Origin of the sequence: Crateriforma spongiae (assembly GCF_012290005.1) — a bacterium.
Classification (GTDB): Bacteria; Planctomycetota; Planctomycetia; order Pirellulales; family Pirellulaceae; genus Crateriforma; species Crateriforma spongiae.
The window spans coordinates 112,019-133,382 of record NZ_JAAXMS010000005.1; the positions used below are offsets into that span (position 1 = coordinate 112,019).

Here is a 21,364-nt window from a genome sequence, read left to right on the forward strand (position 1 = left end):
CGTGACCTAGCTTTCCAACGCAGGACTCTCTCCACGAGTCGCCCGATCTGGTGAACCGATGTGTCGAAGGTCCTGCGACGGTTTTCGCATCGGGGGCGGACCGGACATCCCGTACGACCATGCGACGGATCATCGAACTGGCGATCAGGCCGGCAGTGACCCATCGCGTGACGGAGTGATTTGTCGCCAACGCAAACGAGCGTACCCAGCATGAGCCAATCAGACGTCCAACACTGCGATTCGCCAGAAGAGGCCACGTCGGATTTCTTTCGTTGCCCGGTTCAGGCCGATCAAGGATCCGCCTTGATCCGAATCGGACGGCGTAAGCTAGCCGTCACCGTACAGGAAACCAGCATCGATGGTTTCACTGTTCTGGTCACACCGGAAGGAGCCAAACACGTCAAAGTGGGGCGTCCCTGGGTGTTGGAGTTTGACGGCACCCGATTCGAGGTCCACGCACAGTGGTTCTTCCATTCACCCGACGGGCATGTCCAAGTCGGCATGCGGCGTTTAAGAGACTTGACCGAACCACCCAGTGAACATGTCGGCTGGTCGCTGTTCCGCAACGGCGATGTTCGCGGAACCGACAGCGCGGGAACATCCACGCTGGCCTTTGCCGGATTCATTCTGTTTTTGGTCACCGCAATGGCCCTGCCCGGCCTGGGAGATCAACTGGGGACGGCGAAACCGATGGGCGAAGCGGCGCGGTCATTCACCGATGCGCTGGGAGACTGGTTCGGTCGATGGCTATGAACTTCGCCCGATGATCGGCCGGTCGATGATGGAACGTCAATAACCCAAACCCGGCCGGGCAGAGTGAATCGGAATCTACAGCCTATCGCCTTCCAACAGTTCGCCATCGGCACGATGGCCGAGTTGGCGAAGGAGTTCCGGTTCGATCGCTTCGGACAGGAAACGCACCGACCCGTCAGCGAACACAAAGTTGCAACCGCCCGGGTGATTGCTGGAAAAGCCTCCAACGTCCAGCGGCCCGAGTGGTGATGGTTCAGGGTCGGGTTCCGATCGATAAGACGAAATGGAATTGATGTCGACGGCGTTACGCAACGTCGATCGCGTTCCCGACGGCCAACCAAGCAAGGTTTCCTCGTGGCGGACTTCACCGATCAAAAGGGTTTGGGACGATCCGTCGGTCAGATCTTCGAACCGTACGTCGCTGTTGAGAAACAGAATTCCATTTCGATCCCCATCAATGCTGGCTTCGACATCGTTTTGGCAGCCGGCATAGCTGCTGATCGGAAACTCTTGTGGAATCTGTGATTGATCATCCGATGCCGAGTCGGACGACATCATCTCGACCGACGCTCGCGGTTCGGACGGGCAAATGTAGGTGGGAATGTATTGTTTTCGTGGCGGTATGTTCACACTAGCGTACGCGCCGGCTTCCCGGTCAAAGTGCCGTGACACATTGACTTGTTCAATGAACGGCAAGATCTGAACGGTCCATGATACGTGTCGCCCCATGGGTTCGTTGCGGATCGGGCCCTCGTCATCGATCACACCCGACGGAAAACTCTCGTTCGCGAATTCGTATTGATGCATGCCCAAACCCATCTGGACCAGATTGTTCGCGCAACTGCATCGACGTGCCGCTTCGCGCGCGGATTGTACCGCCGGCAGCAACAGCCCGATCAGCACACCGATGATCGCGATCACCACCAACAGTTCAACCAGGGTGAAGCCGGCGCTGGAGTGAATTCGCCGCCGTGAATGAGACTTGTACATTATTGGGAATCCTGGGCGTGATTATCGGAAACGGGAAGTCGGAATGAATGGCTGCGCCGCATCTGGCCGCGGCCGACGGGCGAGTTCATTGGTTCAACAACGGCGGTCACCTGGATCCGCTGCGGGCCGTTCTCTGAATCGGAGTCTTGCACCGCGATCGTCACCTGACCGGTACGCCGGCCGGGCAGGGGCTGGTCCAATTGCCATGTTTCGCCGTCGTAGTCGGCGTCATTTTCGATGGCCACAAGGGCGCGATTGATTCCAGCATCTAGCAGCCATTGGCACTGCCGCAACGCCGTGAAGCGTTCGGTTTGTCGTTGCACCAACAATGCACGGTGGGCCGATGACACCAAGACGGACATACCGACGATCAAGCACACAAGGGCGATCAGAACAAGCGAGCCGCGACGACGGGTGATCGGTCGATGAAGGTGACGTTTCATCATTTCGAAACCTCCGGCCAACGATGAACGACCGCTTGGCAGACCACGGAGTTTGTCGACCTTTCGGATCGACCGGCGGTATCCAAATTCAACCGTACGATGTCTGGAGAGGACGCCTGTTCGAATTTGACGTGAGCCTTTGAAGACAAAACGTAAAACTCCGATGCAACGACTTGGTCGGAACGCCGGATCGATCGGACAATGCGTCGGCTGGCTTGGTCCCATTGATATTGGATCACTGAATCGCCAGCGTATCGCAGCGTGACCGATGCATTTGTTTTCGTATCGGCTGACAACGCGGTATGGACATCGTCGCGAAAGGTGTCGGCCAGCCGGCTGAACGTTTGGATCTGGTCCAATTGATTGGTGGTACCGTCGGACAAATGTTGGCAACGCAAAAGCAAGCCCACCGCAATGGTTCCCAACATGCTGGCCAACGACAGAGACACCAACACTTCGATCAACGAAAATCCGGTGAATGGATTGGGGTAGGGGCGTCGCTGGACACAGCCGCCGTTGACACGTTGGCCGATTGGGTCGATGGAGGTATTGATCATGGCGATGGCTCCGCTTTGATCATCGCTTGGCCGTCGGCATCATTGATCCAGCCGACCAGTGATGTGGATCGTCGACGTTGGGGGGCACCCCAAGTCAAAGTCATTTGGATTCTTGGGCCGTCGGCGTCGTCCAAGTAGGTGCCGCGAAGTGTTGCCCGCTGCAGCGCCGGATGGACGTCTTCGTTTTTTGCATACGTCGAAAGTTGTTTTCGCGCTTCTTCTGCCGGCATCATCGTCAACCCATCCAATTCGGCCGACAGAATCTCCGTCGCGATTTGCGATTGGCGGGCGATGTCGGCGGTCTTTCGCGACAGCAATGCGATCGGTGCCACGGCACCCATCATGACGGTTATCAAGAAACATCCGGTGATGATCTCGGTGATTGAAAAACCACGGCGGTCCACGACGCGGACCGCCGTTCGCTTGGGAACGCTAGGCAAGTCCATGAATCAGCTCCGCTAAGGTTCCGAACAACACCCAACCCAAGCCCATCACCACCAAAGCGAACAGCAGGACGACGGCTAACTGAAGCATCAAGGCGACCCATTCAAAACGTCGTGCCGAATTTTCACGCAGGTGACTGGCAAGTGATCGCAAAATCCATGGCCGGTCGGCATCGCGGGCGATCGTCAACGCGTTGGATTCTGCGGTGGTGGTCACGCCGCACTCGGCGAGGGCTTTCCAGGGTGCAATGCCATGGTCGATCTCGTTCCGTGCGAACAGAAAACGTTGACGGGTTTTTGGGTCGAAGTGATATCGCCCCAGCGTGGAAACCGATGCGACCAGGGGACGCCCGCACTGCGATGCATCGGCCAGCAAATCCAACAAGGTTGGGATTTGCGTGCGGTTTCGTCGTGCCCAACCGCTGCGTTCCATACGCCGGGACAACCAGCGACGAGGCGCGCGGGCCAGCAACAACCATCCGGCAACAAAGATCACCAACAGGCACAGCACCCAGTTTTGGCCGATCCAGTCGATCCACAAAATGGCACGGTCCAGCGGCGGAGGGTCTTGGTCCGGGACCGACCATCCCAACATCGAATCGCGGAACGCCAACAAAAATCGTTGAATACCACCGCCGATAAAATTCATCTGCATCCAAAGCAGGACCAGCCAACCGACCACCAGTAGCAAAACGGCGTAGCGAAGCGTGGATCGAATGCGGCTTTGCGTTTGCGGGCGCAGCAGATCCGGCTGTGCCGCCAGACGTTCCAATGTCGTGGGTAACGTCCCATTCTGAACGGCAAAGCGGATTGCAATCGCGTCTTCATCCGAAAGCACCCCCGGGGTCTGTTCGATTGCATCAACGAGCGGCGTGCCTTCACGCAACCGCGAGGTCATCAATCGCAGACGTCGTCGGTACCATCCGCGATTTTCGCTGGCATAACGGTCCAGAGTTTTGATCAAATCGGTTCCCTGACGATGGCTGTGATCGATCCACTGCAGTGTGCCAAACTGCAACGCTGCAATCGCGTCTCGCTTGAAAGCCGGCGTGGACCGAAAGGCACTGCCAAGTGAATCCAAGTCCGCAACCGCAGCAGGCAGCAACGTTTCGATCCGTTGCCATAGCCAACGCAGTGATGAAAGAATCACGCTTTTTTCAACGATCGTTTGCCAAGACATCAGCTGAGCCCCGAAATCAGCGAGACAAGAGGCATCATCAACGCGATGATCAACAAACCGATCATGCCGCCCAGAAAGACCAGCACGACTTCCGCCGGGATCCCGCCGCGGGTCACTCCGCGAATTCGCAATCGCTGGACGTACACCTGGGATACTGTTTCCAGCGTCGTGGCAGCGGTTTCAGACGATTGGTGCGGCGCAAACGCCGCGATAAAGCTGGGCGGCAGCAAACTGTCCAAATCCTCCAGGCGTGTGGGGGTCTGTTCGCCGGAGACCACCGCCGATAATTGTTGCAGGGCAAGCCGATACGGTGCCGGGAAGGCAACCTGCGCCAGTTGGTCGGCTACATATCTTGCGTCGGCACCCCCGCGAAATGCTTCGGCACCCAGACTGCTTAGTTCCGCCACGGTCTCGGTGGGTGACATGGATCCGGCGGTAAAAAATCGCAAGGGCGGATAGGCGAATGCGAATCGAATCATCGCGATGGAGATTCCAACGATCACCAGCGAAATGATCACGATCCATGACAGAAAACCCAGCGGCGAATCGCCCGCGGCACGGCTGAGGTTGACCAGCAACAGGGTCGGTGCCGGAAGCTGTAGCCCGAATTCGGAAAACATCTGTCGGAAGTCTTGAATGATCGTAAAATTCAAAACCAGAAAGACGATCACCGTCAAAACAAAGACACAAAGTGGATACAGCACCTGAGCGATCCGACGTCGCCGGTTGGCCAGGCGAATCGAAGCCAGTTCCACGGCGGCTGCGGCCGATGTCGCCGATATCTTGGTTTCGCCGGGTCGTTCCAGCGTCCGACGGCCTCGCATCAGACGGGTGACCTGTCGTTTGCCGATCTCCGCTGCAAACGCTTGTTCGCAGGTCAGCGGTTCCGGTGGGCTGCTGGTTTGATTCATGACTTGTCAGCTGACCGCAATGAGAAGTCGGACATAGGGGCCGATCAGAAAATACGCGGCCGTTGCGACCAACACGCCACCGATCAATGCGTGGGTCAGCGCGGGCCAAAGCGATTGGCGTGGGCGGCCAAATTCCGACAGTTGCTGATACGCGTTGGACACGGACTGAAAAAATGCCGGGCTGGAGGCTTCGGTTGGGCCGGGGGGCGTGTCCGCACCGTCCCCGGCTTGCGGGCTAGATTCCGTACGACTGGCCCACTGCAGCAGTGAACCCCAGGTGCCCGGCGGATCGTTTCGGTTCACCGACAGTCGGATGGATTCACGCACTGCATCGTCAGACGACCAACCCGTGGACACCAGTGTCGCAGTCCGAGCGGCGATGTCGGATGCAAAGGATTGACGGCGGGCGGACGATCCGAAGGCCGAAAGATTGGACGTTGCTATCGAATCATGGAGTCCGCCCAGTACGTGGCGACCGAAGTAGAATCCGGCAGCCAACAAGACAAGGACGGCGATACAAACGGTGCCGGCCATCCACCACAGCAGGCTCGTTTGGTCGCCACCGTCCAGACCCAGATCGTCGAACAATCGATCCATGCGAGGGGCACTGAAAACGGCCGCCATGGCAAACACCATGCTGGCGACCGCCAACAAGACAGCCAAGCTTGCACCGGTTCGATACCAGGCGTGCAGTTGCAATGATTCACGCGGGTCGGACTGGGTGAACGCCGAAAAGGCCACCGACGCATCCGCTTTGCCGACCCAAGTACGAAACGCGGCAGCGTATCGTGGCGGTGTGACGGTCACATCATTCAATACCGCTGGCAGTTCGCCGCCCAAGCCGATCGAACGTGCGATGTCGGATTCCAAAGTCCGCAAATCGTCAACAAATGCGTCACCGTATCGACCGGGATAAAGCCGCATCGAAAGTTCTGCCCGGCTGAGCGCGACCAACAACTGGTTGAATTCCACACACTGCGAAAATTCAACCTTCGCGGGGTCACGATCCGGCGGCGGCGAATCGGGTGCGGGTGAATCTGGCATCATCATTCCTGTCGAGCAAAGCATCGGTGCGAATGCGTCGCGGCTTGGCCGAATGCTTCGCGGCTTTACAGGGATGATGCAATCCGACGAACAATTTGTTTAGAAAAGTCTGCCGGAAGATCGAACTAACGACCGCCGTTCCACTGTTGTGCTTGAGACCGTCGCCAATGATCCACCGCATCGACCAGTTTCCAAGGTGAAACGGTCGCCTCGTGATTGTGGGTTGGAATCACCACGTCTGTTGATTGGGACGGATGTTTCAGGAAATCTTGTCGCATCAATTCAAAACTGAACGTGACTGCGGACAAAACGACAAACACGAACAACACCGTCGCGGCCAAAGACTGTCGCAGCGATCTTTCCTGGTCACGACGTCGGGCTTCGTCGATCGTTCGCAACCGCAGTGTTTCGTTCACGCGAATGCCACGTCCCGCTTGATCGATCAAACGTTCCACCGACGGTGGTTCCAATGCATCGTGGTCGCACTTGGTCAGCATGATAGATGCTCCGGTGCAACGTGTTGAAGCTTCTGCTGCAGTTTGGTGATCGCGTATCGGTATCGACTGGCTGCCGTCGCGGCGGGGATTTCCAGCATTTCGCCGATTTGAGCAAACGTCAGGTCTTCCCAGATTTTCAGAACGACCGGTTCGCTTTGTTCGGGCGGCAACTCGCTCAAGGCTCGCCAGACTTGGTCTTCCGTTTCATGCCGGTCCAGTGAATCGTCGCCGCGACCGATCAGACGGTCCGAAATGCTGGTCAGCAATGCCCATCGTCGACGCTTGCGGACGATCATCAACGATTCGTTGCGGACCATCCGCAGCAAATACGGCCAAGGTTGGTCCGAATCGACGATCATCCATGGGCGATCGGCGACCTGGACCAACGCCGATTGCACCGCGTCTTCCGCATCCTGGGCGTGACGAGTGATCGAGGACGCGTAACGAAACAATCGAACCGCCGTCAGATCGTACAGACCCGACAGTGCGGCCGATCGGCTTTCGATGATACGTCTGGCTTGCAGACGAACGCGGTCGGAAAGTTCAGTAGGCGGCATGACAACACGGGGATGCGGTCGTCGTGTTGATTTATTCAAAAATCCCGACGATTCATCGGAAAAAAGATTTTCTCGTTGCTAGGGCCGCAACGATTCCAATGCCGGGGGCAGTGAATCAGGGGTGGTGCTGGTGTCACGGTCGCTGGTCCCTGGGACCAAACGTGCGTCACGATCGCTGTCACGCAAACGCTGGATTTCGTCACGCATTCGCAAGACTTCCTGTTCCAGCCGGACCACCCGCCGTGCCATGATCACCAATAGGTCGTAGGGATCCGCCGACTCGGGATTCAGCATCGGATCGCCCGATGGTGATGCGGGCGAATTGTTCGGATCGACGGTCGATGGCGTAAGCGGCGGAATCCCCGGGGCCGCAGCGGGCAATGCCGGCGTTGCGGCGGGGGCGAACGCTGGCGCCGGGGTCGGGACCTCCGCCGTCAAACGGCCCAACAAAGCGGCCAGTTGCTGGACCATCGGATGCGATGTGCCCAGTGATTGCTCCAATTCGCGATAGCGATCTTGTAGCAATTGGACCTGTCGCGGGTTCAGACTCAATTCCGCTTCGTCACCGTCACTGGCGGATGCGTCGGTCGCCGCGGCCCGATCGGCTGGAACCGTGGTCTGGGGAAGGGTGCTTTGCGGAACCGTCACCGCGGGGACTTCGCTGGGCATCGCATCGTCGTCGACCGGTCGTCCCAGTGCCGCCAAGCCCATTCGGATCTGGCTGATTTGCTGGGCCACACCTTGAGCGTCAGGGTGATCGGCACCGACCGTTCGCAGCAACTGGGCGTATTCTTGTTGCAACTGAGCCAACGCCGCTTCGGGAGTCACCCGAGTCACGCGAATGTTTTCGTCTTCGGTAATTTCCGGGGGCAATTGGGCATTCAAATCGGTGGCCGCGATGACGCCCCATCCGATGGTCAGGACGACCGCGGCGATGACGCGAGGTCGGCGATTGCGATGAACTGGCGTCGTCGTCATGGCAAGGGAACCTGCGGGAAACGAGAAGCGAATGAAACAGCTGCGGTCACCCTTCAGGATAGACGAATTCGATCGGGGCGTTGATGTCCGGGTGCAAGCTGGCGTGGACAGGACACGTCCGGGCCGCTTTCTCAAAACGTTGACGCATGGACGCTTCCATGGACACGCCGGGCGGGATCGTGACGGTTGTCACCAGCGATCCGATACGACGCAGCGGATCGGTCACCATTTCCTTGGTCACGTGGACGCGTGTGCCCACCAAATCAACGTCGTGTCGTTTGGCTATGAGCCCCAGGATTGTCATCACGCAACATCCCAAAGCGGTGGCCACCAGATCGGTCGGCGAAAATGATGATCCGCTGCCGCCGTTATCCACCGGCGCATCGGTGGTCAGCTGGATTCCGCTTGGATCGTGAGTGGCCTGGCAAGCCAGTTCGCCCTGGTAAACGACGTTGATTTCAACCGACATGCAAAAAACCTGTGTAAATAGAGACGTGTCAAACCAAGCGATAATCTAAAATGGTCACATTTTGATGTTCTGCGAAGTCTAAGCCCGTTCTTGTTGAGTATGCCGACCGCTGCATCCCTAGCCCCTAAAACTCAACTGGGATTGTCATGCTTGACCCAGAGACTACGATCTTTCGAGTTACAGAATCACGTGATGGTGAAGTCGCTCCAATGGGGAGCGAAAATCGCATAATGTATGTTCCATGCCTAAACCAACGTGCGGCATTGTTGGTCCTTTTGGGGAGTTGGCTAAAACTGGCCCAAGAAAAAACTCCGTCAGGCTTTGATTCAATTAAAGCGCCCTGAGGCTTTGATGTAAATCGCACGAGGCAATATCTGTTAAAGCTCGCAAATGCATCCTTCGCCGAATTTCGGATTTCTTGCGACAATTTGGCTGTGTCAAACTTGTTGTTTCTAACCAAGAACAGTTCAGGCGATTGCGTGCTTACTGAAGAAAGTTTGCTGATAAAGAGCTCAACCTTAAGGGCGCTTGTCTCCGGCTCGATGTCTTCTTCATTCGCAATCTGCGAAACGTATGTGCGAATGTTCTCGTCGAACGATGTGTACGAGAAAAATGACGCCACGGAAACGCTGAGTTCCCAACGGTCTTCGCTGCTCACCTCGTAGCCATCCGTAAGTTCGAGGACAAAATCCTGGATCGCGTTGGATGACACCAAGCTGTTGGCGATTTGCCCTTCCCTCGGGAAACTTCCTTCACCGCGCTGCCTCATTCTGCGGATGCTCGAGCGAATGCTGTCGAAGGCAGAAAATAGATTTCTCGAGGCAAGCTCGCCTTCGGTAGAAATTGCTTCTTGTCCGTACGAATGCGTTGTCAGCAGTAGTGCGATGAATGTGCAAAGTAGAACCCGGTTTTTCATTCTTCCACCCCAGTTAATCTAGACGCATCTTTGATAGTGTTTGCTACCGTGAGTCCAATTAGTGTCACCGCGAAAATAAGCGACAACTTCTGTCCGACGAAAATTGCGTTGAACATCGGGTCTGTTGGTGATGCTAACGCTGTGTTCGCAAAGATGCCGGCTGGATTCTCCAGGGTTATTACTTCTGCGCGTACCTGAATCTCCGTCAGCATACGAGTATATCGTAGATGCTGATAGAATGAGAATAATAGCAAAGTGCATGCACACCAAAGGGTTCTTCTGGCACTACTGATGCGTGTGAGCCATTTGACTTTGTCGTGCCCCAAAACTAATGCCGCCCATATGCCCGCCGCAATGCTGGTACTGATCTTGAAAACCTCGTTACTAGAATCGTACATCTGTTTTGCAAGAGCTTGCGTGCGAGAGTTCCAGGGGATCCCTTCGCCACCTAAAGGAAAGTTAAAATGTAGGAGCGGGTAAAATTTGCCATCAAATAGGTGGGGGGGCATTGAGAATAGCAGCAACAAACCAATGTAAAATGTCCAGTTGGCATTATCTGTTGTCTTTTGCTCAGCGTACCATCTCTTGAGGAACGTTTTCGGGTCCTTCAGGTTCGTGTGCCTTTTCTGCCCCATGAGGATGCCTTAATCTATAAAACCGAGGTTGAGTCTTCACGTGGTGACATGCACTGTCGCGTCTAATCATCTGCCAAGGTAGCGACTGTCCCTAGATTCGAAAATGTTTTGGGGTCGCACAAGTTGGTTATAGCGTAAACAACACGGTTGTTGTCGAACATGGTGTGCTTCATGTGGTCGCTCTGAATCTTTTGTTCGTCGCGGATGTGCTGTCTTACACCAAGCCCACGCGTTTTCGGATCAGCCATTCGGTGGTCAACAGCGACATGACCAGAACAAACCATGGCCAAGATTGCCATAGGGCGTGGTCATTCTGGATGACCTGGCCGGACGACAAAGGTCGCAAGGCTTCAAGCAAGCGGTTCGCTTCGCTTTCGTGAAAATAGCCGTCGCGATTTTCCGCTGTTGATTGTCCCTGGGATGATGGCCGGCTTTGTGGTGGCTGCGAACCGGCCAAACGACTTAGACCGTCTTCGTTCAACGACACATCGGCCCATTCATCGGACAGCCGGTCGGACACCCAGATCGGCGAAGTGGCGGTCAACACGTCTTCCTGGAAACCGCTGGCACGCAAACGGATGTCGTATCGTCCCGGATTCAATCCGCTGGCGGTTGCTAAAAAGGTTCCACGGTCGGGATTGTCGATCGACATCGGTATAACGGTGACCAGTTGATCGTCTTGGTACAGCAGTGCGTCGACGGTGCTGTCGGCGACGGGTTGGCCGTCGGCGTTTCGCAATCGAGCCGCGATCGTGATGTCGTCCTCGGGGCCATAGTCAATGCGGTCGGTACCGATCGACGCATAACCGTCGTCGGACAAGTACGATGCGGGCATCACCGTTGCCAGCAAGCGATTCCAAAACTGTGAATGAATCTGGTCGGCAACCTTGTAACGCCATCGCCATGTTTCATCCGAAGCCAGATAAATGACACGTCCGCTGCCGAACAACCGCGTCACCATCCACGGCCAGCTTTTGCCCTTGGAATCCGTGATGGTCGCCCAAACCTCGGCGTCCATTGCCGTCGACACGGCTCGGGCCGACTGTGGCGGCGGCAGTTGTGGCCACAGCCGTTGCGACAAGTCCGCGTCATCGGCCAGTTGAAACAGGGGTAAATCGATGGCGACTTGTTCTGGGCGAATCGATTCCGGGCCATCGATTTGGGGCGACTGTTGATCAGGATCCGGCGTGGCACCGAATCGTGGTGGCGGACGATATGCGGGTTTGACGGGCAAGATATCGCTAAGGTTTTGGTCGACCAACGTCATCACGCGATCCAGTCGACCGTCCAAAACAATCAGCCCGCCACCTCGGGAAACGTATTGTCGCAAACGTTCCGCGTCGGAATCGGTCCATTGTTCCGGTGGGATTTCGCCAAGGACAATGGCATCGTATTCCGCGTATGCTTCGGCCGTGGCTGGGATCGCATCTTCCGAATCGTCTCGGGCAACATCGGGCGTGTCGGTTCCAGGACCGAACAAACGCGTGTCGACGTGCCAGTTTGGGTCACGCTGGAAAAGGTTTCGCAGATAACGGATTTCCCAGCGACTGGACCCGTCCATCACCAACAAACGACGGTCGTTGCGGTTGGCGATGACACGGAAAGAATAGACATCGTTTTCCGTCAGCCGGTTTTCCGCATCGGACTGCACGGCAGCAGACAACTGCATGACCGCGGATTGCTTCTTGCCGCTAGTCGTGGACCACTGATCCGCTAGCTCCGGTACATTGATTTGGAACGGAACGGACGTCACACCGTCGCGGCGGGGGACAATTTGCTGGCTCCAAACAATGTCGTCGGCCGAAGTGATCGAAACGGTGATCGGTGCGTTTTTCCCGCCGCGCGACACGACGTCGACGCTGCCATTAAGAACGCCATCGGCGGCGACGGATTCCGGTGCGGATACTCGGGTAACGCCGAAATCGGGACGCTGGTCAGCAGACCCCATACCCAACACAAACACCTCGATACCGGCCGACGACAATCGCTGGGCCGTTTCAATCGCAGCGGACGTGTCCGTGGATCTGCCATCGGTCATCAGCACGATTGCTTGGCGAGCACGGTCCGATTCATCGTCGGACGTCGTCGATGTTTCAGCCGACAGGTCGTCGGCACGCGTGCGAATTTGATGGTCCGATAAAAAACGTGAAAGTGGCATGTTCAGGGACGTGCCGCCACCATCGAATTGGCTTAATCGTATTGCCATGGTCTGACCGGCATCGGCATCGGCGGGGTCGGATCCCAATCCGGTGGATCCGATGGGGACGACTTCGGCGTCATGAAATGCTGAAACACCGACTTGGTGAGTCGATCGCAGACGGTCGATCCAGCCTTGCTGACCCGCATCACCGCCGATCAAGCCGGCGGCACGCCGCAACCGCGACGTGCCATCATTCCTGTCATCGGTCACCAACATGCTGGACGAAACGTCGACGGCAAAATGAACGCGGCCTGGCGTGCCGATGGTTTTGCGTTGCCGCAAGGTGGGTTGCCCCAACATGATGACCGTCGCGATGACCGCTAACGCCCGTAGCGACGGCAGAACCCAACGTGCCCAGCGTGTGACGTCGGGCAATTGCCTGGCATACAGCCAAAACACGGTGATCGCCGACAGCATGGCAAGTCCGACGACTTGCCAGGGCGGCCACTGGGTGCCCCAACGCAATTGCCCCAAAAACGATGTTTGGAAAAGACACCCGCCATCGGGAACGTTGGTGATCCACGCCATCATGACACTATGCCCCCGACGTTGGTCTTGGGGGCAACAGGGTGTGCCGTCGAAATGCCCGAATTCAAGCGTCCCAGCAGTGCGATTTCCAAAACAAGACACAACAGTAACGCGATGCAGATCGGCCGCCATACTTCGCGACCTTCGGTCTGTAAGCGTTCGTCGTCCTGTAGTGCTGCGATGGAAGTAAAGACACGACCATCGAACGGTTGGACCGCGGATTCCAAACGCTCGGGCAAAACCGGGCGTAGGTTGGATTCATCAGCTGGAAGCTGCGCCAGATGCCATTGGATCACACGATCCGGCGATGTGTTTGTGGCACCATCGGCCGTAGCGGTTCGATCCCCGCCCGTCACGTTGGAAACGGTCAGCTCGTAGCGACCGGCGGTGCGAGTCGGAGCACGCAGAAGAATTTGGGAAACCGACGTCGATTGTCCGGCATCGATCGTCTTTTCCGCGAGCCTTTCACCATTGGGGGCGACCAAGCGAAACGTTCTGGGCGTGCCATCGTCGTCTTCGGTATCAATGTCGGCAGCATCGGGCCAATTCGGCAACGGAACGATCAGAGGTTGGCCGGTCAACAAATTGGCCGTGTTGTTTTGCCCGGCCAGTTCCAAAACAAGCTGTTGCATCAGAGGAACAAACCAGGGCCGTAGTGGCAGGTTCCAGTCGCTCGGGTGTGGAGCCAGAGCGAACTGGATGATCCGCCCGTCAAAGCCGGAGCCCGACGATGCGTCTTCATCGACGTCGGACCGGTCCACGATCGCTTTGCCGATGGTCGCGATGACGGTGTCGTCGTCCAAACGAATCAGCGTCCGTGCGGCAGGGCCGGCGGGCCGTATTGTCAACGATCGATAGCTTGCGACTTCGATGTCTTTCCAAACACGGTCCTGGTCGCCGGCGATACCGGCCCAGGCCGAAAACGTTTGGTCGGTTTCGGCAATCTGACGTGGTGCATCGGCGTTGGATTCGATGCGTGGTCCCAAAGATGCCGGCAAACTTATGATTCCGTCTTGGTTCTCCAGCAGCGGACGGTTGTATTGATCCGGTGCGGTCCGCGGGCCGTCAAAGATGACCAGCGATCCGCCATCGGCCAAATGTTGCGCAATGACCTGTCGTGCCGGATCGTCAATCGCCACGTTGACCAGGATGATTACATCGGGACGCGACGCGGGCGACGATCGAACCAATTGGCCGGGCGTCCAGCGAGATACTTCGAAACGATTGCTTGGGTCGGATGACGCGTCGTCCGATGCGATGCCTGGCTGAAGTGCCAGGAACAGAAAATCGGACATCCGCGTGAGGGCTTCGCCACTCGGGCTGCCGTCCACCATGGCGACGCGAATCGACCGCGTCACGTCGAGCGCAAACTCTCGTCGATTGTCGTTGACCAACGCGTCTTTTAAATCGATCGTCGCGGTCACCAGACGTCGCCCCACCTGGTCCGGGGTAAAATTCAAACGAACCGTCGTTTCGGCTCTTGCAGGGACATTGATTGAACCCGATGCGACCACTTTTCCGTCGATGCGCCATCGCAGGTCGGCGCCGCTGACGGGCAAATCGGAAGCGTTGCGAACGGTGGCTGCGGCCGTGGTTCGATGACCCGCAATCGCGATGGGCGATTCCAATCGAATGGCGTCGATCGAAACGTTTCCGGGGTCTTCATCCCGATCGGCCACCGATAGCAAGCTGATGTTTGGCGTCACAGCAGAATCGTCGATTCGGCGGGCGATCGATTCCAGTTGCGGTGCGATGTCTGGTGGAACAACGCCATCCTGAAAGTCGGAAATGATAACGATTCGATGATGCGGGTTCGATGCGAATCGCAGCGCAGACACGGCAGCGTCAAGAGCGTCGCCCAGAGTGTACGGTCCGGTGCCGGGGGCCATTTGTCGAAGCTGGTCAGCAGCGGCGATCGGGGCGATGATCGACGGCGCAGCGGTCAGTTCGCCACTTTGCAACAGAATGACTTCGTCGTTGCGTGTCAGATCGGAAACGAGTTCGAAGGCTTGGTTCCGAGCTTTCTGAAATCGCGAAACGCCCTCGTCATCCACGGCATTCATGCTTTGGCTGTCGTCGATGATCAGCACCAACGTTTGTGCCAATTGGCCCGGGGCGACGCGGAAAGAATGCAACAGCGGCCGAGACATTGCGGCGGCCAATAAGACGGGAATCAAGCAGCGAAGCAGTAGCAGCAGCCAATTCGTCCAACGCAAACGGCGACGGTTGCGCTGGATCACGCTGTCCAACAGCCACATGGCTCCCCAGTCGATTGTGCGAAATCGATGGCGAAAGAACAAATGAATCGCCAATGGGATGGTGAAGGCCAATGCGCCCCAGGCCAGTAGTGCGTTGATGAACGTCATCGCGTGGCCCTTCGCAGGGTGACATAACGATGCAAGCCTTCGACCGGGTCAACGGCCGACGACAAAGTCACCAAGTCGACGCGGTGAGTCCGGCAAATGGATTTCAAGTCGTCTTGGTGTTGGGCAAAGCGATCCAGATAGGCTTGACGAATCGTGCTTGAATCCACGGTCCGTTCGGTTGTGTCATGTTCCAAATCGCGAAATCGGATTCGACCTTGAAACGGAAATTCCGATTCATCGGGATGCAGAATCTGGAAGAAGATCACGTCGTGACCGTGATTGCGAAACATTGCCAGCGCGGTCTTCATTGACTGGACATCGCCCATGCCGTCGGACAGGATCACGACCAGTGCACGCCGCCGAATCTGGCCTGCCGCCAACCGTAATGCGGTTCCCAGGTCGGTTTCGTTCTGGGGCGTGTGGGCAACCAGTGCCGACAAAACTTGAGTCAAGTGCGACGGGCGACCTGATGCCTGAACGACACTGCGTGGCCGATCATCGAATGTGATCAATCCCACGGCGTCTTGCTGGCCCAGCATCATGTACGTCAGGCATGCGGCCAGCCGGGTGGCAAAGTCTGCTTTGCTGTGGTCACCGCCATAGGCCATCGAACCGCTGGTATCGACGACCAAATGGCACCGCAGGTTGGTTTCTTCTTCGTACTGTCGAACGAACAGCTTGTCGCTTTTGCCGTAGACCTTCCAATCGATGTCCCGCAATTCGTCACCGCGGACGTATTGCCGGTGTTCTTTGAAGTCAACGCTGTAGCCCTTCTGCGGACTGCGATGTCGCCCGCTACAAAAACCTTCGACGACTTCGCGGGCAAAGACCTGCAGTCTGGCGACGCGATCAAAGTCTTTCGCAGCGATCCACTGGCGTAGCGACAAGCGATTGGTTCCAACGTCGGTCATCGACCGGGTCCGTCCGGTCGCGGCGACCTACGGCAACGCGACCGTGGACGTGGCGGTCGATTGGGGGACCCGGTGACCTGTTAGGCTTCTGCGGGGGAAAATCTTAGTAATCCAAGACCGTCAAATCCGGATACTTTTCTTCCATTTCATCCAGTGCATCATAGCTGACGTCCGTGTTGGCGACGGACAGTACCTGCAGATTCGGCAACGCGGCAAGCTTCAGAATCTCTTCGTCGCCCAGGCGGGTCCCGTTGACGTTCAACTTTTTCAGCTTGGTCATCTTCACCAGCGTGTCGACCGCTTCACCGCTGATGTCGGTGGACATCAGATTCAATTCGTCTTCCAAATTAGTCAGATCGCCAAAGCTGGCGATGACTTCATCGTCGGTGTCGGTTTCCCACAGTCCCAGGTAAGTCAGCGATTTCAGTTTTCCGATCTGCTTCAGTCCCTCGGTGCTGACCAACCGACATTCGGAAATGTCCAAGTGCTTGACGTTGGGCAAGCCGCAGATGATCGCCAAGCCGTCATCGTCCAGCGATGATTCACGAAGCTCGAACCGCTCTAGCGTCGACTTGCCTTCGATCGCTTTCAAGCCTTCACCGGTGATGTCGGTGCCACGAATCCGCAGACGTTTCAGTCGGGGCAGGTCCTTGATCGCCTGCATGCCTTCGTCGCTGATTTCGGTCTGGTCCAATTGGATCGATTCCAGTGTTTCGATGTTGCCCAAGACCTTCAGCGTCTTGTCCGACAGCGTGGTTTGGTAGTTCCCGTTGAAAGATTTCAGGGGAAGATCCGCCAGTTTTTCAACGCCCGCATCGGTCACTTTGCTGTATTCCAGTTGCACATCGGCCAGCGTGGTGATCTTGGCCAAGCTGTCCATGCCGGCATCGGTGATGTTGCTGTTTCGCAGGTCAATCGCACGCAGCTTGCTCAGTTCTTCCAAGGCGGCCAAGCCTTCGTCGGTCACGCCGGTGCGGCGAAGCGACAACGCGATCAGACCGTCGACCTTTCCGACGTGTTCCAGGGTCGCGTTGGTGATGGCCGATCCTGCAAAATCCAATCGTTGCAGCTGAGCCAATTCCGGCAGGTGCTGCATGCCATCATCGGTCATTTCCGGACCGCTGAAATTTGCCTTGGTGACGAAGGGCAGGCCCGCAAAATTCGCCATCGCATCGGCGACGCCTTCGCCCCCGTTGACGGAAATTTCAACGACGTTGCCGGATTCGTCTTTCTTTAACTCAATATTCTCGTTGGCTTCCAAAGCAGCGACGGCTTCGTCGTCCTGTTGAAGCGGTGGAGCGGCCGGCGAGGCGTCTGCGGCACTTTCCGACTCGGTCGATTTCGATTCGGGGGCCACCGAAGCGGGCTTGCAACCGGTCAGCGTGACGGCGAGCGACAGACTGATACAGCCAGCCAATGCGGCGGACGAAAGAGGCGATAGGAAACGTTTCATCGGATCGTGAACGGATTCGGGAATTGTGGGGGGCGGGACGTCGTCAGAACGCCGAAAACGACGTCAGTGGCAAGGCAGGCGGGAAAGCGACGCTGGCGTTTGACGGCGTGCGGCGTCGCTCCATATGCCAGCGTAAACATCGCCGCGCAAGCTGACAATGAACGGATCGCCTTGTCCGGCGACACACGCTGCGATCGGTCGCACGGGGGTGACGATTGTTTGCTTGTTGCGGCCTTGGTATTCTGCAAGGGCAGACTGCAACCCCAGAGCCGGCCGATGGTGCCGGATTCCGCTTCACTGCGACGCGATTTCGGATTCCCGGAACTTGCGTTCCCGCCTTTTTCTGGGGCTCGCGATTTCGTTCGTTCGGATCCATTTTTCCAATCTGTTCCGCCGTCGGAGAAACTTCATGACGCGACCAAGCAATCGACGTAAATTTTTGGCCCAATCGGCGGCATTGACCGCTGGTGTCGGATACTGGACCAGCGCGGCGGCGGTCAGCCGCGGACAAGACAGCGCCCTGACCGGATTGTCCGCCGCTTGTATCGGAGTCGGCGGTAAGGGCAGCAGCGACACCAGCCACATCGCCGAGCAAGGCGTCAACATCGTCGGCTTGTGCGACGTCGATCGAAAGACCTTGGACAAGAAGGCACGTGAATTCCCCGATGCCGCGAAGTTCGATGATTTCCGCGAAATGCTGGACCAGCTGGGTGACAAGGTCGACATCGTCACGTGCAGCACGCCCGACCACACCCACGCGGCCGCCTGTGTCCGTGCAATGCGGATGGGCAAGCATGTTTATTGCCAAAAGCCGATGACGTGGTCGATCCGTGAAGCCCGTTTGATGCGAGAAACGGCCGCTGAAACCGGCGTCGTGACGCAAATGGGCAACCAGGGCACCAGCGAAGACGGTTTGCGTGAAGCGGTCGAAGTCATCCAAAGCGGTGGCATCGGCGACGTGACCGAAGTTCACATTTGGTCCAACCGACCGATCTGGCCACAGGGTGCCGGGCGGCCCGCCGGCGAAGATCCGGTGCCGGATTCTTTGAATTGGGACGCTTGGATCGGACCGGCTCCGATGCGACCGTTTGTCGAAGGTGCCTATCACTCGTTCAAGTGGCGTGGTTTCGTTGATTTCGGAACCGGTGCCTTGGGCGACATGGCCTGTCACACGACCAACATGCCAGTGATGGCACTGAAGTTGTGGGATCCGGTCGCCGTGACCGCGGTTCAGAACCCGGGGATCGTCAACGGCGAACAGTACCCCGCCAATTCGCAGATCGCGTTTGAGTTCCCCGAGCGTGAAGGCCTGCCGGCCTGCAAGTTCGTTTGGTACGACGGCGGAAACCTGCCGCCCGATGAAATTTTGCAGCAACTGCCGTCGCGATTCCTGCAAAAGGTCGAACGGCAAAAGCAAAACCCTGGCCAACGTGGCACCAGCGGCGCCGTCGTGGTCGGCAGCAAGGGCATCGTGTTCAGCGAAAACGACTACGGTGCGAAGTACTCGTTGCTGCCGTCGGATGACTATGCCGACTACAAGTTGCCCGAACAAAAGTTGCCGCGGATCCCGTACAAGTCGGGCACCGACGAACGTCACAAGTGGGAATTCGTTCAAACGTGCAAGGGCGAATACGCCCCGGGCACAATGTCGAACTTCGGCTATGCAGGACGTTTGACCGAAACCATTCTGGTCGGCAACCTTGCGCTGCGTGCCGGCGAAGGCAAACGAATTGAATGGGATGCTGAAAATCTGGTCAGCACCAACGTCCCGGAAGTCAACGAATTCGTCGGTCGCGAGTACCGCGAAGGCTGGGAAATCGAAGAACCCGCCGCAACGGCCGGCTGATTCGGGTGGCGACACCGACGGGGAAACCCTCGGAATTAGAAAAACTTGGGCGATCACGGCAGTCCGTGGTCGCCTTTTTTCGTACACTTCCAACGACGGGCCGGCCGCGATCGCCGTCGGCCGGGTGGAACGTTTCGGCACCGGATTGGAATGGTTCAAAACGGTCATTGCCCCGCCGCGGATCGGCCCACCCGCCGTGACTGACGACATGCCCCGACGACATGCCATGGATGACGCCTTGTCGAAAATTCCTAATCGAAGCCGCCGCACACCGACAACGCTTGATCAGTCCACCGTGCTATTGAATCGCCTTTTGCCGAAGTTTCTGACGACGATGTGCGCGATCGTTTTTTCGGTCCGACGCCTTACGGCCATGCTCGTCACCGGTGGATGGTGCTGCTTGATGATTGCTGTCGCTTCATCGAGCGCGCATTCGCAGCCGCCGGCGGACGCGCCGCAATCGTCCCAGCGGCAAGACGATGAATTGGACGGCCGATCGATTGAATACTGGATCGAACAACTGGCCAGCGATTCTTATTCGCGACGTCAGCGATCCAGTGTGATTTTGGAAAAAGCGGGCAACCAAGCGATCGGCGCCTTGGCCGAAGCGACGAAGTCCGGTGACTTTGAAGTCATCACCCGCGCGATTCGCATTTTGCAACGTTTGGCCGTTCGTCAGAGCATCGAAGACGAAGGCGGCGCGGTGGAAGAACTGACTCGGATCGCTGCGGATTCGGTCGGCTCGCGTGGTGTCGTCGCCCGTGATGCGCTTTCGAACATCGTTTCGATGCGATCGGATCAAGCGTACGAGGCGCTGAACGAAGCGGGCGTGTTCATCGGGCAATCGACGTTCGTACCGACGTCACCTCGCATGATGGCATTGATCCGGATCGACGACGCCTGGAACGGCGATGTCGATGTGCTGCGGTGGCTGCGGTGGATCCGCGACATCGATACGGTCGTCTTGAACGACAAAGCCTGTCGCGATGACGTCTTGATTCATGTGTCTCGCATGCCCGCGCTGACGAATGTTCAATTGAACAACGGTGACCTGTCACGACGTGGTCTGGAAAGCCTGACCAATCTGCAACAGATCCGTGTCCTGATTTTCAACTACGTCCAGTTCGACCAACAACCGACCGATACGATCGTCCGGCTGCCGCTGGTCGAATCGTTGCGTATGTTTGGCACGAACTTGGACAGCGAAGGTGCCGAAACCATCCGCGACACCTTTCCCGGCGTGTTGATGGAGATCACCAAAGGCGCTTTCCTTGGGGTTCAATCCGACATGACGGCGACGGAATGCCGGATCCAAAGTGTCATCAGTGGCGGGGCCGCTGAAAAAGCCGGTTTGATCGCCGGCGACGTGATCATCGAATTGAATGGCAAGCCGATCAAAGATTTCTTTGACCTGAAAGATGAAATTGCGAAAGCCGACATTCGCGAAGAAATTGAAATCAAAGTTCGGCGTGGACCCGGCGATGATGCCAATGAAATTGTCTTGAAGGCCGTCTTGGGACGACAGGACGTTCAGTGACGGATCATTCGTCAGCCAGTAAATCGCGACCCGATAGTCGCGCCGTTAAAAACGGATCGAATGTAGGCACGCGTCGAACATCCAAAGGAAAAAAACGTTCGGCCAATGCGGCGCCCCCGCTGGATCCCCAGTGGAATGATACTGCCTGGC

20 protein-coding genes are annotated in these 21,364 nt (G+C 57.2%); 3 read left to right on the forward strand and 17 right to left on the reverse strand.

The window, feature by feature from the left end:
- Positions 1-210: 210 nt before the first annotated feature.
- Positions 211-753, forward strand: a complete 543-nt coding sequence (locus HFP54_RS14555; protein WP_168565693.1) for a hypothetical protein — start codon at positions 211-213, stop codon at positions 751-753.
- A 75-nt stretch (positions 754-828) separates the two neighbouring features.
- On the opposite strand, the gene HFP54_RS14560 is transcribed toward HFP54_RS14555, so the two are convergent.
- The 17 genes from HFP54_RS14560 to HFP54_RS14640 all read right to left on the reverse strand — a co-directional run bounded on the left by HFP54_RS14560 (position 829) and on the right by HFP54_RS14640 (position 17,831).
- Entirely contained in the window at positions 829-1,743 is a 915-nt protein-coding gene (locus HFP54_RS14560) for a DUF1559 domain-containing protein (RefSeq protein ID WP_168565694.1), read from the reverse strand.
- On the reverse strand, positions 1,743-2,189 hold the full coding sequence (locus HFP54_RS14565; RefSeq protein ID WP_168565695.1) for a hypothetical protein: 447 nt from the start codon (positions 2,187-2,189) through the stop codon (positions 1,743-1,745). The genes HFP54_RS14560 and HFP54_RS14565 overlap by 1 nt, the downstream gene beginning before the upstream one ends.
- Entirely contained in the window at positions 2,186-2,743 is a 558-nt protein-coding gene (locus HFP54_RS14570) for a PulJ/GspJ family protein (protein WP_168565696.1), read from the reverse strand. The genes HFP54_RS14565 and HFP54_RS14570 overlap by 4 nt, the downstream gene beginning before the upstream one ends.
- Positions 2,740-3,189: a hypothetical protein gene (locus HFP54_RS14575; RefSeq protein ID WP_168565697.1), complete on the reverse strand. Its 450-nt coding sequence runs from the start codon at positions 3,187-3,189 to the stop codon at positions 2,740-2,742. Before HFP54_RS14575 ends, HFP54_RS14570 begins: the two co-directional genes overlap by 4 nt.
- Entirely contained in the window at positions 3,176-4,366 is a 1,191-nt protein-coding gene (locus HFP54_RS14580) for a type II secretion system F family protein (protein ID WP_168565698.1), read from the reverse strand. The genes HFP54_RS14575 and HFP54_RS14580 overlap by 14 nt, the downstream gene beginning before the upstream one ends.
- A complete protein-coding gene (locus HFP54_RS14585; RefSeq protein WP_168565699.1) occupies positions 4,366-5,277 on the reverse strand; it encodes a type II secretion system F family protein in 912 nt (303 codons plus the stop codon). Before HFP54_RS14585 ends, HFP54_RS14580 begins: the two co-directional genes overlap by 1 nt.
- Before the next feature lie 6 nt (positions 5,278-5,283).
- Positions 5,284-6,321, reverse strand: a complete 1,038-nt coding sequence (locus HFP54_RS14590; protein WP_168565700.1) for an ABC transporter ATP-binding protein — start codon at positions 6,319-6,321, stop codon at positions 5,284-5,286.
- A gap of 125 nt (positions 6,322-6,446) precedes the next feature.
- The gene (locus HFP54_RS14595) at positions 6,447-6,818 is read right to left on the reverse strand and encodes a hypothetical protein (RefSeq protein ID WP_168565701.1); all 372 of its coding nucleotides are present in this window, start codon (positions 6,816-6,818) and stop codon (positions 6,447-6,449) included.
- Entirely contained in the window at positions 6,812-7,375 is a 564-nt protein-coding gene (locus tag HFP54_RS14600; RefSeq protein ID WP_145299545.1) for an RNA polymerase sigma factor, read from the reverse strand. Before HFP54_RS14600 ends, HFP54_RS14595 begins: the two co-directional genes overlap by 7 nt.
- Before the next feature lie 78 nt (positions 7,376-7,453).
- A complete protein-coding gene (locus HFP54_RS14605) occupies positions 7,454-8,353 on the reverse strand; it encodes a hypothetical protein (protein ID WP_168565702.1) in 900 nt (299 codons plus the stop codon).
- A gap of 46 nt (positions 8,354-8,399) precedes the next feature.
- Positions 8,400-8,822 (reverse strand): OsmC family protein, encoded by a 423-nt coding sequence (locus tag HFP54_RS14610; protein ID WP_168565703.1) that lies wholly within the window; start codon positions 8,820-8,822, stop codon positions 8,400-8,402.
- 124 nt (positions 8,823-8,946) lie between these two features.
- Positions 8,947-9,738 (reverse strand): hypothetical protein, encoded by a 792-nt coding sequence (locus HFP54_RS14615; protein WP_168565704.1) that lies wholly within the window; start codon positions 9,736-9,738, stop codon positions 8,947-8,949.
- Positions 9,735-10,373: a hypothetical protein gene (locus HFP54_RS14620; RefSeq protein ID WP_168565705.1), complete on the reverse strand. Its 639-nt coding sequence runs from the start codon at positions 10,371-10,373 to the stop codon at positions 9,735-9,737. The genes HFP54_RS14615 and HFP54_RS14620 overlap by 4 nt, the downstream gene beginning before the upstream one ends.
- A 214-nt stretch (positions 10,374-10,587) precedes the next feature.
- Positions 10,588-13,104: a VWA domain-containing protein gene (locus HFP54_RS14625; protein WP_168565706.1), complete on the reverse strand. Its 2,517-nt coding sequence runs from the start codon at positions 13,102-13,104 to the stop codon at positions 10,588-10,590.
- Complete coding sequence (locus HFP54_RS14630; protein WP_168565707.1) at positions 13,101-15,467, reverse strand: N-terminal double-transmembrane domain-containing protein; 2,367 nt, start codon at positions 15,465-15,467, stop codon at positions 13,101-13,103. The genes HFP54_RS14625 and HFP54_RS14630 overlap by 4 nt, the downstream gene beginning before the upstream one ends.
- Positions 15,464-16,378: a DUF58 domain-containing protein gene (locus HFP54_RS14635; protein WP_168565708.1), complete on the reverse strand. Its 915-nt coding sequence runs from the start codon at positions 16,376-16,378 to the stop codon at positions 15,464-15,466. Before HFP54_RS14635 ends, HFP54_RS14630 begins: the two co-directional genes overlap by 4 nt.
- 103 nt (positions 16,379-16,481) lie before the next feature.
- Positions 16,482-17,831: a leucine-rich repeat domain-containing protein gene (locus HFP54_RS14640; protein ID WP_168565709.1), complete on the reverse strand. Its 1,350-nt coding sequence runs from the start codon at positions 17,829-17,831 to the stop codon at positions 16,482-16,484.
- Positions 17,832-18,240: 409 nt separating this feature from the next.
- On the opposite strand from HFP54_RS14640, the gene HFP54_RS14645 reads away from it, so the two are divergent.
- Entirely contained in the window at positions 18,241-19,677 is a 1,437-nt protein-coding gene (locus HFP54_RS14645) for a Gfo/Idh/MocA family protein (protein ID WP_146413135.1), read from the forward strand.
- 403 nt (positions 19,678-20,080) lie between these two features.
- Positions 20,081-21,214 (forward strand): PDZ domain-containing protein, encoded by a 1,134-nt coding sequence (locus HFP54_RS14650; protein ID WP_168565710.1) that lies wholly within the window; start codon positions 20,081-20,083, stop codon positions 21,212-21,214.
- Positions 21,215-21,364: the final 150 nt, after the last annotated feature.